The sequence below is a fragment of the Providencia alcalifaciens genome, from assembly GCF_915403165.1.
Classification (GTDB): domain Bacteria; phylum Pseudomonadota; class Gammaproteobacteria; order Enterobacterales; family Enterobacteriaceae; genus Providencia; species Providencia alcalifaciens_C.
In genome coordinates, this window is the sequence record NZ_OU659204.1 from 3,662,337 (window position 1) to 3,677,428 (window position 15,092).

At 43.6% G+C, this 15,092-nt stretch carries 13 protein-coding genes, 3 tRNA genes and 1 pseudogene; 3 read left to right on the top strand and 14 right to left on the bottom strand.

What is annotated here, in order from left to right; genetic code table 11:
* Positions 1–129: 129 nt before the first annotated feature.
* The 8 genes from hflC to tsaE all read right to left on the bottom strand — a co-directional run bounded on the left by hflC (position 130) and on the right by tsaE (position 9,020).
* Positions 130–1,131: a protease modulator HflC gene (hflC, locus tag LDO73_RS16650; protein ID WP_224059474.1), complete on the bottom strand. Its 1,002-nt coding sequence runs from the start codon at positions 1,129–1,131 to the stop codon at positions 130–132.
* Positions 1,132–1,133: 2 nt separating this feature from the next.
* Positions 1,134–2,342: an FtsH protease activity modulator HflK gene (gene hflK / locus LDO73_RS16655; protein ID WP_224059475.1), complete on the bottom strand. Its 1,209-nt coding sequence runs from the start codon at positions 2,340–2,342 to the stop codon at positions 1,134–1,136.
* Positions 2,343–2,515: 173 nt separating this feature from the next.
* The gene (gene hflX, locus LDO73_RS16660; protein ID WP_224059476.1) at positions 2,516–3,796 is read right to left on the bottom strand and encodes a ribosome rescue GTPase HflX; all 1,281 of its coding nucleotides are present in this window, start codon (positions 3,794–3,796) and stop codon (positions 2,516–2,518) included.
* 90 nt (positions 3,797–3,886) lie between these two features.
* Positions 3,887–4,183, bottom strand: a complete 297-nt coding sequence (gene hfq / locus LDO73_RS16665; protein WP_006662385.1) for an RNA chaperone Hfq — start codon at positions 4,181–4,183, stop codon at positions 3,887–3,889.
* Positions 4,184–4,289: 106 nt separating this feature from the next.
* Positions 4,290–5,231: a tRNA (adenosine(37)-N6)-dimethylallyltransferase MiaA gene (miaA, locus tag LDO73_RS16670; protein ID WP_224059477.1), complete on the bottom strand. Its 942-nt coding sequence runs from the start codon at positions 5,229–5,231 to the stop codon at positions 4,290–4,292.
* Complete coding sequence (mutL, locus tag LDO73_RS16675) at positions 5,224–7,188, bottom strand: DNA mismatch repair endonuclease MutL (protein ID WP_224059478.1); 1,965 nt, start codon at positions 7,186–7,188, stop codon at positions 5,224–5,226. The genes miaA and mutL overlap by 8 nt, the downstream gene beginning before the upstream one ends.
* Positions 7,189–7,200: 12 nt before the next feature.
* A complete protein-coding gene (gene amiB, locus LDO73_RS16680; RefSeq protein ID WP_224059479.1) occupies positions 7,201–8,541 on the bottom strand; it encodes an N-acetylmuramoyl-L-alanine amidase AmiB in 1,341 nt (446 codons plus the stop codon).
* A gap of 14 nt (positions 8,542–8,555) precedes the next feature.
* Positions 8,556–9,020: a tRNA (adenosine(37)-N6)-threonylcarbamoyltransferase complex ATPase subunit type 1 TsaE gene (gene tsaE / locus LDO73_RS16685; protein ID WP_036948926.1), complete on the bottom strand. Its 465-nt coding sequence runs from the start codon at positions 9,018–9,020 to the stop codon at positions 8,556–8,558.
* Between the two features lie 214 nt (positions 9,021–9,234).
* On the opposite strand from tsaE, the gene queG reads away from it, so the two are divergent.
* Positions 9,235–10,392, top strand: a complete 1,158-nt coding sequence (gene queG, locus LDO73_RS16690) for a tRNA epoxyqueuosine(34) reductase QueG (protein WP_224059480.1) — start codon at positions 9,235–9,237, stop codon at positions 10,390–10,392.
* Positions 10,393–11,083: 691 nt separating this feature from the next.
* Here queG and LDO73_RS16695 read toward each other — a convergent pair.
* The 6 genes and pseudogenes from LDO73_RS16695 to orn form a co-directional block, all read right to left on the bottom strand.
* Positions 11,084–11,159, bottom strand: a tRNA-Gly gene (locus LDO73_RS16695).
* Between the two features lie 40 nt (positions 11,160–11,199).
* Positions 11,200–11,275, bottom strand: a tRNA-Gly gene (locus tag LDO73_RS16700).
* Between the two features lie 40 nt (positions 11,276–11,315).
* A tRNA-Gly gene (locus LDO73_RS16705) sits at positions 11,316–11,391 on the bottom strand.
* A gap of 233 nt (positions 11,392–11,624) precedes the next feature.
* Positions 11,625–11,929 (bottom strand): annotated as a pseudogene (locus LDO73_RS16710) (type II toxin-antitoxin system RelE family toxin).
* Positions 11,919–12,170 carry a type II toxin-antitoxin system RelB/DinJ family antitoxin gene (locus LDO73_RS16715; RefSeq protein ID WP_224059481.1) on the bottom strand — a complete coding sequence of 84 codons (252 nt, stop codon included), beginning with the start codon at positions 12,168–12,170 and terminating at the stop codon, positions 11,919–11,921. Before LDO73_RS16715 ends, LDO73_RS16710 begins: the two are co-directional and overlap by 11 nt.
* Before the next feature lie 130 nt (positions 12,171–12,300).
* The gene (gene orn, locus LDO73_RS16720) at positions 12,301–12,843 is read right to left on the bottom strand and encodes an oligoribonuclease (protein ID WP_036948917.1); all 543 of its coding nucleotides are present in this window, start codon (positions 12,841–12,843) and stop codon (positions 12,301–12,303) included.
* A gap of 137 nt (positions 12,844–12,980) precedes the next feature.
* On the opposite strand from orn, the gene rsgA reads away from it, so the two are divergent.
* Both rsgA and asd read left to right on the top strand, forming a co-directional pair.
* Positions 12,981–14,033: a small ribosomal subunit biogenesis GTPase RsgA gene (gene rsgA, locus LDO73_RS16725; protein ID WP_036948915.1), complete on the top strand. Its 1,053-nt coding sequence runs from the start codon at positions 12,981–12,983 to the stop codon at positions 14,031–14,033.
* A gap of 145 nt (positions 14,034–14,178) precedes the next feature.
* On the top strand, positions 14,179–15,072 hold the full coding sequence (gene asd / locus LDO73_RS16730; protein WP_224059482.1) for an archaetidylserine decarboxylase: 894 nt from the start codon (positions 14,179–14,181) through the stop codon (positions 15,070–15,072).
* Positions 15,073–15,092 lie beyond the last annotated feature (20 nt).

The window sequence follows — 15,092 nt, forward strand, 5'->3', positions numbered from 1 at the left end:
AGCTGAAATTTTCCCTGAAAAATCCATCACTTAAAACGACAGGCGAAAAAAAGCCCACCGAAGCGGGCTTTTCTTTATTAGATTAACAGTAATTTAAGCACGTTGCACGTAACTTAAGCTGTTTATCATTTAATCTGCTGGACGCAGCTTAGTTGGTGCCTTCATAAAGCGGAAGAAATCTGTGTCTGGGCTAAGCACCATCACATCATCACCACTCTTGAAGCTCTGCTCATAAGCTCGTAGGCTACGAATAAAGGCATAGAACTCTGGATCTTGGTTGAATGCATCAGCAAACAGTTTCGTTGCCATTGCATCACCTTCTCCTCGCAGGGTCAGCGCTGTACGCTCTGATTCTGCCAGTGTTTCTGTTACTGTCTTATCCGCTACCGCACGAATTTTAGTTGCTTCTTCTTGACCTTGTGAACGGTGCTGACGCGCTACCGCTTCACGCTCTGCACGCATACGTGCGTAGATGGCTTCTGAAACTTCGTTTGGTAATTCAATACGTTTGATACGCACATCGACAACTTCGATACCTAACGCCGCCATACTGTTTGCGTTCACAACCAAGGGCTTGAGGTTAGTTTCTTTTTCAACACGAGCCGCCGCATCTGCAATTGCAGCATCAGCGTCTTTAGTTGCATCATCGATTGCTGTACCTTTGTTCAGTGCATCGCGAACATCAACAGTTAAACGACCACGAGAGTCAGTGATGATGTCTTTAACGCTTAAACGACCAAACTCAGAACGTAAACGGTCACTGAACTTACGTTTTAACAGCGTTTCTGCTTGGAATGGGTTACCGCCGCCAGTCGCTACATAGTAACGGCTGAAATCAGTGACACGCCATTTCAGGTATGAATCCACCATTAAGTCTTTGTTTTCGCTAGTCAGGTAACGATCAGCTTGAATCTCTAATGTTTGAATACGTGCATCTAACATTTTCACAGTTTCAATAAATGGAACTTTGAAATGCAGACCTGGTTCATAAACGATAGGTTTATTTTCAGAATCACGTAAAACCTTACCAAAGCGTAATACAATACCGCGCTCAGTTTGAGGAACAATAAAGATTGATGCGTAGGCAACGGCTAAAACAGCAATCACTACAAAAATAAATGACTTACGCATGATTATTGTCTCCCTACTCTAACAGCATCACCACGCACAGGACTGTTTGGCTGCGCAGGTTCTGAACTCGTAGACGATGAATTATTCGTTGAGTTCATCATTCTTGCTGACTGATTCACTTTTGGCGCAGCAGTCGTATTGCCCGTTGTACCACGCATGATTTGATCCAACGGCAGCACTAACATGCTATTGCTCTTATCATTAGCAATGACTTTACGTGTATTGGCTAATACGCGTTCCATTGTTTCGATGTACAAACGCTCGCGGGTAATTTCTGGTGCAGCACGATATTCAGGTAGCATTTTCGCAAAACTTGCGACCTCACCCTCAGCCTTGAAGACCACACTCGCTTTATAAGCCTCAGCTTCTTCAATCATCTTCTGAGCATTACCTTTCGCCAATGGCAGAACTTCATTTCGATAAGCATGCGCTTGACGAATAGTTTTCTGTTCTTCTTCCCTTGCCGAAATTACGTCATCAAATGCCGCTTTAACATCTTCTGGCGGACGAGCCGCTTGGAAGTTGACGTCCAGTAGGGTGATACCCATTTTGTATGGTGCAATCGTTGCTTCTAACTCTTTTTGTGTCACATCGCGGATGAAAGCACGGTTAGTCGTTAATACCTGCTCCATCGCTGATTGGCCAATAACACCACGAACAGCACTATCCAGCGCTTGACGCAAGCTATTGTCAGGGTTAGTCACACTAAACAGATATTGTGCAGGGTCGGTAACACGGTACTGAACGTTCATTTCAACGCGGATAACGTTTTCATCCGATGTCAGCATCATACCGTTAGTCGCTTGCTCACGAACGGTTTCAACGTTCACAGGAACAACTTGATCGATAAACGTTGGTTTCCAGTTCAGACCAGGCCCAACAACACCACTATATTCACCAAAACGTAATACTACGCCACGGTCACTTTCTTTAATGGTATAGAAGCCTGAGCCTGCCCATACTACGACAATCGCAGCAAGTGCTAACATACCTAAACGACCGCTCAGCTGTGATGGCTGTTTGTTATTACCTTCACCGCCGCCTTTATTACCGCCGCCGCCAAGCTTGCTACCTATTTTACGAAAGAGATCGTCGAGATCATAAGCCCCAGGTTTCCGACCACCTTTGTTCCCGCCAGAGTTGCTGCCTTTATTGCCGCTTCCCCACGGATCGCGGTCTTGTCCGTCATTACCGGGCTGATTCCACGCCATGTTTTAGCTCCATTCTTTATGATTGATTTTTAGGGCTAAGAGCGATATTTCTCACCATTCATTTCACCTGTTGGCGTCTTGAATCAAGTTGAGGATATTGGGCTCTTAATATCAATTCCATTGCCTAACCGTGTTGCGGTTAACTCAGTCAACTAACTGTTTTAACAGAATTTTTAAACAACATAGTTAGGTAATTGTTGCTCTTGCTTGCATAAACGTCGCCAATCCACCATTGGCATACGCACCTCAAGTCCAATAGTGCCGTCTTCTTCTTGCCATTCACGTTCAATGGATTGAAGTTGATAAAAACGACTCCGTAAACGACCTTCATTCGGCGGTAAACGCAATTCAAAATGTGCGATCTCACCTGAAAGGAGTTCCGTTAATGCTTGAAGCAACAAAGGGATACCTTCACCTGTTTGCGCTGAAACCCAGACACGAACTGGCTTGTTATCCTCATCTCTGTCAATACGCGGGACAAAATCGTCGAGCATATCAACTTTGTTCATCACTAAAAGTGTGGGGATCTCATTTGCTTCTATTTCTTCCAGCACACTGTCAACTGCTTGAATATTTTCATCCAGTCGGACATCAACTGCATCAATCACATGGAGTAGTAAAGTAGCTTCACGCGTTTCTTGCAGAGTTGCTTTAAATGCAGCAACCAAATCATGTGGAAGGTGGCGAATAAAACCCACTGTGTCCGCTAAAACGACAGTTCCTACATCATTAACATCAATACGACGTAAAGTAGGATCTAACGTAGCAAACAGTTGGTCTGCTGCGTAAACATCTGCCGATGTCATCCGATTAAATAAACTGGATTTTCCGGCATTGGTGTAGCCCACCAAGGAAACAGTTGGAATATCTGCTTTACTTCTTGATTGACGACCTTGCTCACGCTGTTTTTCGACTCGTCCGAGACGAGATAAAATCTGTTTGATTTTATCTCTAAGTAACCGACGGTCAGTTTCAAGCTGAGTTTCGCCAGGACCACGTAAACCAATCCCGCCTTTTTGTCGCTCAAGATGCGTCCATCCCCTCACTAAGCGAGTGGATAGATGCCGTAATTGAGCTAATTCAACTTGAAGTTTACCTTCATGCGTACGCGCACGTTGTGCAAATATATCTAAAATTACCCCTGTACGATCAACGACCTTACATTGGCAAACCCGCTCGAGATTACGCTCTTGAGCAGGGCTAAGTGTGTGGTTAAATAGCACCACATCCGCACCACTAGCTTCGACGGCTTCAGCGATTTCTTCAGCTTTCCCTTCCCCAACGAAAAATTTTGGGTGGGGAGCCTTACGGCTGCCAGTTACTATTTGTACAGGTTTAACGCCAGCAGACGTCACTAAGGACTCGAATTCTGCTAAATTATCAATATCTTTTTCTTGATCAAAAAAGACATGAACCAGTACAGCTAGTTCACCGCCTTCATACCTATCAAACAAGGTGTAACCTCTTAGGCTAAACAATAATTGCAAAGGAAAGACACAGGTATAGTCTCCCTACCCATGCTTTCCTTGTTTTAGCGTACAGTCTTACTCAGCTGATTCGCCATCTTGCCCAGCAGAAGCACCACCGTGGTAGTTGCCATTGCCAGCGCCAGCAGTACCAGTACCGCTATGATGAGAAACAGGGCGTGCTGGAACGACAGTAGAGATAGCGTGTTTATAAACCATCTGGCTAACTGTGTTTTTCAGCAAAATAACAAATTGGTCAAAAGATTCGATTTGACCCTGCAATTTAATACCATTAACTAAATAAATAGAGACCGGAACCCTTTCACGACGTAATGCGTTCAGGAACGGATCTTGCAAAGATTGCCCCTTAGCCATTCTATGTTTTCCTTATTTTGTTGTTTTTTAAATGAGAATCTATTGATTCCAAAAATTACTACTCAAAAATTACGCTTAACGCTTTAATTGTACACAAAGAATAGCCCTATGCACTAATAACCTGTATAACGGTGTCAAGCGCTTGCTGAGGTTGTTCACTATCTAACCGATGAACATTGTCCCAGCTTCTCAACCAAGTGATCTGCCGTTTAGCCAATTGGCGCGTCGCACAAATCCCTCGATAAACCATTTCATCATAATCTATTTCACCATCGAGATAAGACCACATTTGCCGATAACCTACGCAACGGATGGAAGGTAAATCAACATGGAGATCGCCTCGTTGGTATAGCGCTTTCACTTCGTCTTCAAACCCTGCTTCTAGCATTAAACGAAAACGTCGTTCGATACGCTCATGTAAAATTTTACGATCTTGTGGCTCAATAGCAAACTGAAACACATTATAAGGCAATTCTGTGCCTGCTGTTTGAGTCATTTCAGTCAAAGTTTGTCCCGAAATGAGATATACCTCTAAAGCTCGGGATAATCTTTGAGGATCATTAGGATGAATACGTGCCGCAGAGATGGGATCGACCTCAGCTAAACGACGGTGTACCTCAGCCCAACCTTGTTCTTGTGCTATGTTCTCAATTGCCTCACGAACCTCTGGAGAGGCGGATGGCAGCGGTGATAAGCCTTCTAATAAGGCTTTAAAATAGAGCATTGTGCCGCCAACCAGTAATGGAATTTTACCTTGGGAGGAAATTTCATCCATTACATTTAATGCGTCACGACGAAAATCTGCCGCAGAATAAGGCTGAGATGGATCGAGGATATCAATCAAACGATGCGGGGCTTGGCTAAGCTCTTCTTGATTAGGCTTCGCGGTACCAATATCCATTCCTCGATAAATCAATGCCGAATCGACACTAATGATCTCCACAGGCAAATGCTTGCGTAATTCGATGGCCAATGCCGTTTTGCCCGAGGCCGTTGGCCCCATTAAGAAAATGGCATTTGGTCTTTGTTGAGTTACTAAATCACTCATTTGTTAGTGTAGCTACCACGGGTTGTAAATTAATTAATTGTAATAATGTTGGCGGTGGATTTGTAACCCACTGCGGACAAATCCGCTCAACATCAGCCAGTAATTGAACTGCCTGCGCCAAACTCCAACTTTCTTCGTTTTTTGCCTGTGAAATCGCATTTGCTAGCCATTGCGCGATATTTTCATTCGAGACACTCTCTTTTGCTGACAAAAACACGATTAAATCAGAAAAAAGCTGCGATAAATTTTGCGTTCTTAGCGGTAACGATACCGTATGAATTGTTACTTTTCCATGAAATATCGAGGCATCGATACCAAATAGTGTCAATTGTTCCTTATAACGTTGCAAAACCTCTATTTCGTCACTTTTTAGTGACAATTTTAAGGGAATTAACAACGGTTGAGGTTTTAATCCACCATTTTCTGGCGTTAATTGAGCCAGCTTGAGTAAGTAATTCGCTTCATTCAAGGATAACAGGATTATCCCTAATGAAGACTCAATTAATGCAAAGTTTTTTGCGTAAATTGTCAATACTTTACCGAATTGGTAGTTATCCGCACTTTTCGCTACAGATTGGCTATCTACAGGACTGACACTCAACGGCTTTCTTTCTGGGAATAATGGTTTTTTATCTTCAGGCGCAACGGGAATCGACATCAAACGTTGATACAGCTCTCCCGCTTTGCGTTCATAGCTTGGTTCTGAACGACTGTAGTTTGGTGTTGGACTGGACTTCCCTGCATTGTCCGAAGCAAAAGAGTGACTTTTGCCCATTGCTGATTCATTTCGTAGCTCACCATAAGAAAGAGGGGACTCTTGAGCATGACTCCGTTGAGATCCTTGTGGTTTCTCTATTTTTGGTGAGGCAGGAGAAGCAAAGTAGTTATCCCCTGCGGATGCCCGGTTTTCAACTTCGTTGGATACAGGCTCTATTCCCGGAAGCTCATTTTCAGTCAGCGCATTCAGCAATACAGCGCGTACCGCTTGATAGATAAAATCATGCACTAACCTGGCTTGATGAAAACGCACTTCATGTTTGGCGGGATGGACGTTCACATCCACTTGCTTTGGGTCGATAGTCAAATACAGTACATAAGCGGGTTGTTGATTCTCATCCAAATGACCTTCATAAGCTTGGCGGATCGCATGGTTGATCAGCTTATCCCGCATCATGCGACCATTCACGTAGCAATACTGAATATCACTCACTCCGCTCGACGTCGTTGATGGTGCAACCACCCAGCCTTTGATCCCTAAATCGCTATGTTCCCATGAAAGCGCTAATGCGCCTTGCATAAAACCCGTTCCGCAGATTGAGCCTAAACGGCGCTCTTGCTGATTGGCATCTTGCGCTGCACGATACTGCTTAACCAATTTGCCATTGTGCGACAAATTAATCGCCACATCAGGGCGGGAAAGTGCAATTCGGCGTACGATTTCATCAATATGCCCGAACTCGGTTTTTTCTGTGCGCATAAATTTGCGACGAGCGGGCGTATTGTAAAAGAGATCCAACACTTCAACCGTTGTGCCATTTGGATGTGCTGCGGGTTTTACCGTCACCTGCATATCGCGGCCTTCCGCATAGGATTGCCATGCCTCAGTTTGCTCTGCCGGTTTGGAGGTTAATGTCAGGCGGGAAACAGAGCTAATACTGGCAAGGGCTTCACCGCGGAAACCCATGCTCATAATAGCTTCGAGATCATCTAATGTCGCAATTTTACTGGTGGCATGGCGCGCTAAAGCGAGGATCAATTCATCCTTGTTGATTCCACAGCCATTATCCCGAATACGGATCAGCTTCTCCCCCCCCCGCTCAATCTCGATATCGATGCGAGTTGCCCCTGAATCAAGGCTATTTTCGACTAACTCTTTAACCACGGAGGCGGGTCTTTCGACCACTTCACCCGCCGCTATTTGGTTCGCTAATTGAGGAGAAAGGATCTGGATTGCCATAACCTAATTCACTTATTTTGGCGCTGCTTGCAGCGGATTCGCTAAAAAGTACTGACGTAACCCTTGGTGAATACCATCAGCCACTTTTTCTTGATAATCATTAGACTTCAATAGCTGTTCTTCGGATGTATTACTGATAAACCCGGTTTCCACTAAAATGGATGGAATATCAGGAGAACGCAGTACGCCAAGGCTCGCGTGTTCTGGCGTTTTCTTATGAATATTACCGATTTTTCTAAGCTGCTGAATGACATGAACCGCAACATCGTAACCCACACGTTGTGAGTGCCCAAACTGTAAATCCAATACCGCTTGGCTTAAATATGGGTCTGCACCACTGAGCGCGTCACCCGCCCCACCAAGAAGTTCAGATTGCTTTTCACGCTGCTCCAACCAGCTACCTAATTCACTGTTTGCTCGGCGGTTAGATAGCACCCAAACAGATGCCCCGCGAGCGCTACTGTTTGGCGCTGAGTCTGCGTGAATAGAAACCAGCATGTTGGCACCTTTCTTACGCGCAACGTCTGAGCGACCACTGACGGAAATAAAATAGTCTCCATCCCTTGTCATTACAGGCTTAAACATCGGATCAGCATCCAATTTTTGATACAGTTTACGCGCCACACTCAGTGTCACATCTTTTTCTTTATAACCATTTTTACCAATCGCCCCAGGGTCTTTTCCACCATGGCCCGCATCAATCGCAATGACCACCTGCTTGGTGCCTTTTGGCAAGGTTTTGGTTGGCGTTGCAAGGGCTTTCGGCGTTGTTGATGTGGTTGATGATGAAGCCGCCGCTGGTGTATTCATTTTTAATGGTTTTTCTTGCACTGGCTGAGCGGGCTGCGAATTACGTGTGGATGGCGTTGCCGTCGGCTGGGCAGGCATCACAGTATTATTATATGAATTTGATGTTTGTCCTTTGCCTGTTGATACAGTAAAGACAACTTGGTATTGACCTGAAACCTGCTGAACACTCGCTTTAGTCTTCGCCGCTTGAGAAAGCTCAAGGACAATACGTTTGTGCTGGCTATCTGGTGCTTGGCTAGCACGAACTTGCTTCACCAAGTCCCCTTTCGGTAGCTTAAGAGGTAAACCAATAATTTCACCACCTTGCTGAACATCAATCACTAAGCGTTCTGGAGAGTGCAGCGGGAAGTAGGAATAATCAGGCTTTCCATCAACAAACGTTAATGTCACTTGCGCCTGTGAAGGGCTATTACTAACTTGAATATTAGAGAGAGATGCAGCTTTGGCGGTTGATGTCACCAGAGCCAGAGCAAACATCATCAATAATAAGAAAAAAGAAAAAATACCCTTGGTAGTTATTCTGTTCATCGATGCATTCATCATGAGCTATATGTTCCTTAGAATACCGTTAACGCTTCTAATAACGACTCTCCGGTTGTCGAAAAAGCGACAACCCGAGCCTGACGCCCTTCATCTTGATAGGTTAAATGGATCTCCAGATCCGCTTCAGGTAAGAAGCCTTTACCCTGCTGTGGCCATTCCACTAAACAGACTGAGTTGTCTGAAAAGTAGTCGCGGATCCCCATAAACTCAAGTTCTTCAGGATCGGCTAAGCGATACAGATCAAAGTGAAAAACGTGTCTATCCGCTAATTCATAAGGCTCAACGAGTGTATAGGTTGGGCTTTTTACATGGCCTTGATGACCCAATGCTTGTAAAAATCCACGACTAAATGTGGTTTTCCCTGCGCCTAAATCACCATACAGATTAATGACCGCACCTTGTTTACAGGCCATAGCGATCGTGCGCCCAAGCGCGACTGTTTGCTCTTCATTAGCAAGTTGTACTGTACGTTCTTTCATAGTTAGTGAAGCCAATTATAATGATAAAATTTATTCAATATTGATATTAACGCCTATTTTAACTCAAGCAGATCTATTTGTGTTATTTAACATTGTTGGAACATCGAGATCGGAAATTTCCGAGCAAGATCGTGCCAACGCGATCCGTGGATTTTGACAAATCCAATGATCGTGTTAGAGTGCCTGCGAATCCACTTTTACCTAGATATTTCCCATGTCCACACGCCTCGATCTCGACCTTCTTGCCCAAAATATTAAACAATGGGGCATCGATGCTGGCTTCCAACAAGTCGGTATTTGCGATACGGATCTTACCCTTGAAGAACCGAAGCTCCAAGCATGGCTGGATAAACAATATCATGGAGAAATGGCGTGGATGAAGCGCCACGGCATGATGCGAGCGAGGCCCCATGAATTACACCCCGGCACATTGCGCGTCATTAGTGTTCGAATGAACTATCTTCCTGCTAAGGCAGCTTTCGCCAGCACGCTAAACAATCCAGAACTAGGCTATGTCAGCCGCTATGCCCTTGGCCGCGATTATCATAAGCTATTAAAAAAACGCTTAAAAGTGCTTAGTGATCGGATCCTCGAGTATTGCGGTCAGTTTGAATGCTCCGATGACCTGAATTTTCGCCCCTTTGTTGACTCAGCACCTATCCTTGAGCGCCCTCTTGCTGTCAAAGCGGGTTTAGGCTGGACGGGCAAGCACTCATTGGTGCTCAACCAGCATTCAGGATCCTGGTTTTTCCTTGGCGAATTGCTGGTAAATCTCCCTCTACCCATTGATCAACCCGTTGAAGAGCAATGCGGGCGCTGCGTTGCTTGTATGACAACCTGCCCAACGGGTGCAATTGTAAAGCCTTACACTGTTGATGCTAGGCGCTGTATTTCCTATCTAACCATTGAACTCGATAGCGCTATCCCCGAAGAATTTCGCCCTTTAATGGGTAACCGAATTTATGGCTGTGATGACTGCCAACTTATCTGCCCGTGGAATCGCTTTTCTCAGTTGACGGATGAAGAGGATTTTAGCCCTAGAGCCGCATTGCATACGCCGGAGTTATTAGATCTTTTTTCATGGGACGAAGAGAAATTTCTCCGTATTACGGAAGGCTCGGCAATCCGCCGTATCGGCTATATAAAATGGCTACGTAATATCAGCGTCGCTTTGGGTAATGCGCCTTATCAAGATAATATTGTCCTCGCATTGAAGAATCGTCTTGGGATCAACTCGATGTTAGACGAGCACTTCCAATGGTCGATTAGCCAACAACTCAAGCGCCGAGAAGAAAACCAAGTCACAATTCAAACTTCACAACAAAAACGTCTTGTTCGGGCAATTACTAAAGGTTTACCTCGAGACGCCTAAAAAAAATCCAGCCTTATATCCTAATCTATCAATTGTCAAACTGATGTGAATAAAATAAAAAAGTGCTTAGCCGACAATAGGTAAAGGATTTGCAAGTTGTGCTAAGCACATTTTGAAGAAATAGTTTTTCACTTTAATTTCAAGCAATTAAAATTAAAGTCAATAATATTCATTTTGTGATAATCAAAAATTAACCAATAACTAACCTGTGGATAACTCTGTGCAGCAAAGTATTTCTGTCTAGGATAAATTGAACCTAGACCCACTCAGATTGTGGATAACTTTCTCATGGAGAGAAGTAATAAAAAACGCTGAATTTTAGTTAACTAACTAAAGTAAAGTTATCAAAAAGTCAGGTTAAGAAGAAATTTTAGCTGAACAGGTAAAAATAGGATTTTTTACCTTTCACTCGAACGTTCGCCATTTTGACTGAAGTTCTTATAGGATGCCCTATTGCTAAGGGGTGGCTATTCTATGGCTCTCCGCCTATGAATGCAAGCAAAAAACTCACTTGGATCCTAAAAAGATCATAAATAATAAAAGGATCGTGAACAAGGAAGATAAAAATTGCTTTTGTGTAAATAATGAACATTAAAAGGCTAATAAGTATTAACGCGTAAGCACAAAACTTGCATTTAATAGAATGTTAATTAGAGGGCAATACAGAAAGAAAAATAGAGAGATAAAAATTTGGAGCGGGAAACGAGACTCGAACTCGCGACCCCGACCTTGGCAAGGTCGTGCTCTACCAACTGAGCTATTCCCGCATTTGGTGGGTACTACTTCTGCTAAAACACTAAGAAAGTTTGGAGCGGGAAACGAGACTCGAACTCGCGACCCCGACCTTGGCAAGGTCGTGCTCTACCAACTGAGCTATTCCCGCATTCCGAAAATAGTGCTCTAGCTAAAACATCAAGAAAATTTGGAGCGGGAAACGAGACTCGAACTCGCGACCCCGACCTTGGCAAGGTCGTGCTCTACCAACTGAGCTATTCCCGCATAACCAATTCTTGGTGCCTTAATCGTGCCAATAAAATCATAAAAACTTCATCGGTACGGGGAGCGCATTATACGAGAAATTAAGATACTAGCAAGCCTTTGAGACCAAAATTTTTATTTTTTTGTTCGTTTGATGATAAAACAATCATAGTGATGATTTTGTCGTCGCCGTTTGTTAAATAAGCATTTCAAGGTGTTAAGTTTGTTAATTTGCACAACCATATTTACTGCAACTATGGCTTTAGCCCTTTCGCAACTCTTGAGTTTGCCGTTGTGTAAGCTTTACCTGCTTCTCGTTTACCCACTGAAATGACCAAGATAACAATTTCAGAATCAATAACTTGATACACCAAACGGTAACCTGATGCCCGCAATTTAATCTTATAGCACCCAGATAAATCCCCTTGTAAGCGGGTTGATTCAACATGGGGCTACTTTGTAACTTTTTCAGTTTCTTTTTGAATTGTTCTCGAATATCACTACCAAGCTTCTGCCATTCCTTTAACGCTCGTTCATCGAAATCAATATTATAAGTCATCCAAATTCACTCTGATTCGTTTTGCTGGTTTTTTCAAACGCTCACGAACGACAGCCAGAATATCTTCATCATCATTGTCACTCACAACAACAGAAACCTCAGCAAAGGGAAGCTTCTTATTTTCTGCAATGTAGCGTAAAAACAATCTGAGTGCATCTGACGGCGATAAATTTAAATTCTCTAAGGCTTGATAGGCTTCTTTTTTTAATTGTTCATCGACTCTAATCTGAATTGTTGACATCACTTTCTCCAACTTTCAAAGTAATTTAACAAAGACTAGCGTAATGACAAACGTAATGCAGATTGCATTACAGCAAATACCCAGAGAGAGGTTGGTTCTTTGAGAAAAACCAACTCATCCTGATAGCAGGTTATTTAATAAACGTTTCTCGGTAATATACCAGCTCAGCAATTGATTCGCGGATATCATCCAGTGCCTGGTGGGTGTTTTTCTTTGAGAATCCAGCGAGAATCTCAGGTTTCCAGCGACGGGCTAACTCTTTTAATGTACTCACATCAAGATAGCGGTAATGAAAATAGCTTTCTAACTCTGGCATATAATTAAATAAGAAGCGGCGGTCTTGCCCTACGCTGTTCCCACAGATAGGCGATGCGCCTTTTGGTACCCATTTTTCTAAAAATTCAATGGTCGCCAGCTCTGCTTCACGCTCACCAATGGAACTTTTACGAATGCGTTCCACTAAGCCGCTATTAGTATGGGTGTTTACATTCCACTCATCCATCAATGCCAACTGCTCTTCGGTTTGATGTACCGCGATAACAGGCCCTTCGGCTAAGATATTCAGGTTACTGTCAGTCACAATAGTCGCTATTTCAATAATACGATCACGAATAGGATCGAGCCCGGTCATTTCTAAATCGATCCAAATTAAATTATTCTCATTCTTTTGCATGATATGCCCTAACTGAATACGGTGGAGTTAAGGTATGATAACACCCTTCGTTCTATCCGTTATAGGTATGTTGTTTTTCAATAATATCCCTATCGGTTATAATATAGACGCCAAATTATTTAAGTGAGAGAGGTCAGGTGGCTAAGCAGAAACTTTCGAAAGGCCAACAGCGCCGCGTGCAAGAAAATCATCAAAAAAGACTCAAAAAGCAAAAAACTATTGAGATTGATGATAGCCAATTAGGTGAGGCTCAAGAGGGCTTAGTGATTAGCCGCTTTGGTCAACATGCGGATATTGAAGCCTCAGACGGCACTATACAGCGTTGTAACCTACGTCGAACCATTTCATCTTTAGTGACCGGGGACAAAGTTGTCTGGCGTCCTGCGCTAAACACACAGAGTGATATCAAAGTGAACGGTATTGTCGAAGCCGTTCATGAGCGCCACTCCGTCTTAACTCGTCCTGATTATTATGATGGGTTAAAACCTATCGCCGCAAATATCGACCAAATCGTCGTGGTTTCTGCGATTTTACCTGAATTATCGCTCAACATTATCGACCGCTACTTAGTCGCCTGCGAAACCACAGGGATCCAGCCGATTATTGTCTTAAACAAAGTTGACCTGCTAGATGAAGAAAATCGAGAGTGGGTCAGTGATTTAATGACAATTTATAGCGACATTGGCTACCAAGTGCTCGAAGTTTCCAGCCATACTGGAGAAGGAATGGAAGCACTCACTAACACGCTATCCGGTAAAGTGTCGGTATTTGTTGGCCAATCTGGTGTTGGTAAATCCAGTTTGTTGAATACGCTGTTACCTCAAAATGAAGCCGCCATCTTAGTCAATGATGTCTCTGATACCTCGGGCTTAGGGCAACACACCACGACCGCATCCAGACTGTACCACTTCCCACAGGGTGGTGATGTCATCGATTCCCCAGGCGTGCGTGAATTTGGTCTCTGGCATCTGACAAAGGAACAAGTGACCAAAGGATTTGTCGAATTTAAAGATTACCTTGGTGGCTGTAAATTCCGCGACTGTAAACACTTAGATGACCCCGGTTGTTTACTGCGAGACGCAATGGAAGACGGCAAAATTGCCGAATCACGCTTTGAAAACTATCACCGTATTTTAGAAAGTATGGAACAAGTTAAACTGCGTGGTAATTTTACTGCTAAAGAGAAATAATCCCCGAAAATCAGTCTAAAATAAGTTAGTGAGCGCTCACGTTTATCGTCCATATAATCCGCTTTGTGAAATAATTCGAAAGCGGATGAGTTTCAGTTACAATAGCGCCCTTTCACTAACTTACCTTTAAAATTCAGAGGTTAACGTGCTAGATAAAATCAAAATCCGCCTGCAATTTATGCTTCCTAAACAAGGACTTACTCAACTTGCAGGATGGTTTGCTAGTCGGAACGTCGGGTTTGTAACCCAATGGGCAATAAAGCTGTTCGCTAAAGCCTATAAAGTGAATATGAATGAAGCTCAAAGAAGTGAGCTAACTGCATATTCAACCTTTAACGACTTCTTCATCCGTACGCTGAAAGATGGCGCACGCCCAATTGTTGAAGCTGAACATCAACTTGCACAACCTGCAGACGGTGCCGTTAGCCAGTTAGGCCCTATCGATAATGACCTAATTTTTCAGGCGAAAGGCCATAATTATACAGTTGAAGCCCTACTTGCAGGACAATATCAGTTAGCGGATAAATTCCGTGGTGGTGATTTTATCACAACTTATTTATCCCCAAGCGACTACCACCGCGTGCATATGCCGTGTGATGGCCTGTTAACAGAAATGATCTATGTTCCTGGCGACCTGTTCTCCGTTAACCCATTAACGGCAGCAAATGTTCCAAACTTATTTGCACGTAATGAACGTTTAATCTGCGTGTTTGATACCCCATTTGGCACAATGGTGCAGATTTTAGTTGGTGCAACCATCGTAGGCAGCATTGATACCGTTTGGAGCGGTTGTGTTAACCCACAGCGTGAAGGCGTGATTAAACGTTGGGCTTATCCAGCACAAGGTGAAGAAGGCGCTATCTTCCTACAAAAAGGGGAAGAAATGGGTCTATTCAAACTCGGCTCCACTGTCATTAACCTGTTTGAGCCAAACAAAATTCGCTTTAATGCCTCATTGATCCCCGGCTATGCAACCCGCATGGGTGAGCTATTAGCAGAATCAATCGATGAGCAACAACGCACTGAAACTGTTAGCTAATCATTTAAACTATAATTAAG

Excerpts from the sequence above, each read along its gene's own strand:
- hflC (WP_224059474.1), bottom strand. The coding sequence starts at position 1,131 with ATGCGTAAGTCATTTATTTTTGTAGTGATTGCTGTTTTAGCCGTTGCC.
- hflK (WP_224059475.1), bottom strand. The coding sequence starts at position 2,342 with ATGGCGTGGAATCAGCCCGGTAATGACGGACAAGACCGCGATCCGTGG.
- hfq (WP_006662385.1), bottom strand. The coding sequence starts at position 4,183 with ATGGCTAAGGGGCAATCTTTGCAAGATCCGTTCCTGAACGCATTACGT.
- miaA (WP_224059477.1), bottom strand. The coding sequence starts at position 5,231 with ATGAGTGATTTAGTAACTCAACAAAGACCAAATGCCATTTTCTTAATG.
- mutL (WP_224059478.1), bottom strand. The coding sequence starts at position 7,188 with ATGGCAATCCAGATCCTTTCTCCTCAATTAGCGAACCAAATAGCGGCG.
- amiB (WP_224059479.1), bottom strand. The coding sequence starts at position 8,541 with ATGATGAATGCATCGATGAACAGAATAACTACCAAGGGTATTTTTTCT.
- tsaE (WP_036948926.1), bottom strand. The coding sequence starts at position 9,020 with ATGAAAGAACGTACAGTACAACTTGCTAATGAAGAGCAAACAGTCGCG.
- queG (WP_224059480.1), top strand. The coding sequence starts at position 9,235 with ATGTCCACACGCCTCGATCTCGACCTTCTTGCCCAAAATATTAAACAA.
- LDO73_RS16715 (WP_224059481.1), bottom strand. The coding sequence starts at position 12,170 with ATGTCAACAATTCAGATTAGAGTCGATGAACAATTAAAAAAAGAAGCC.
- orn (WP_036948917.1), bottom strand. The coding sequence starts at position 12,843 with ATGCAAAAGAATGAGAATAATTTAATTTGGATCGATTTAGAAATGACC.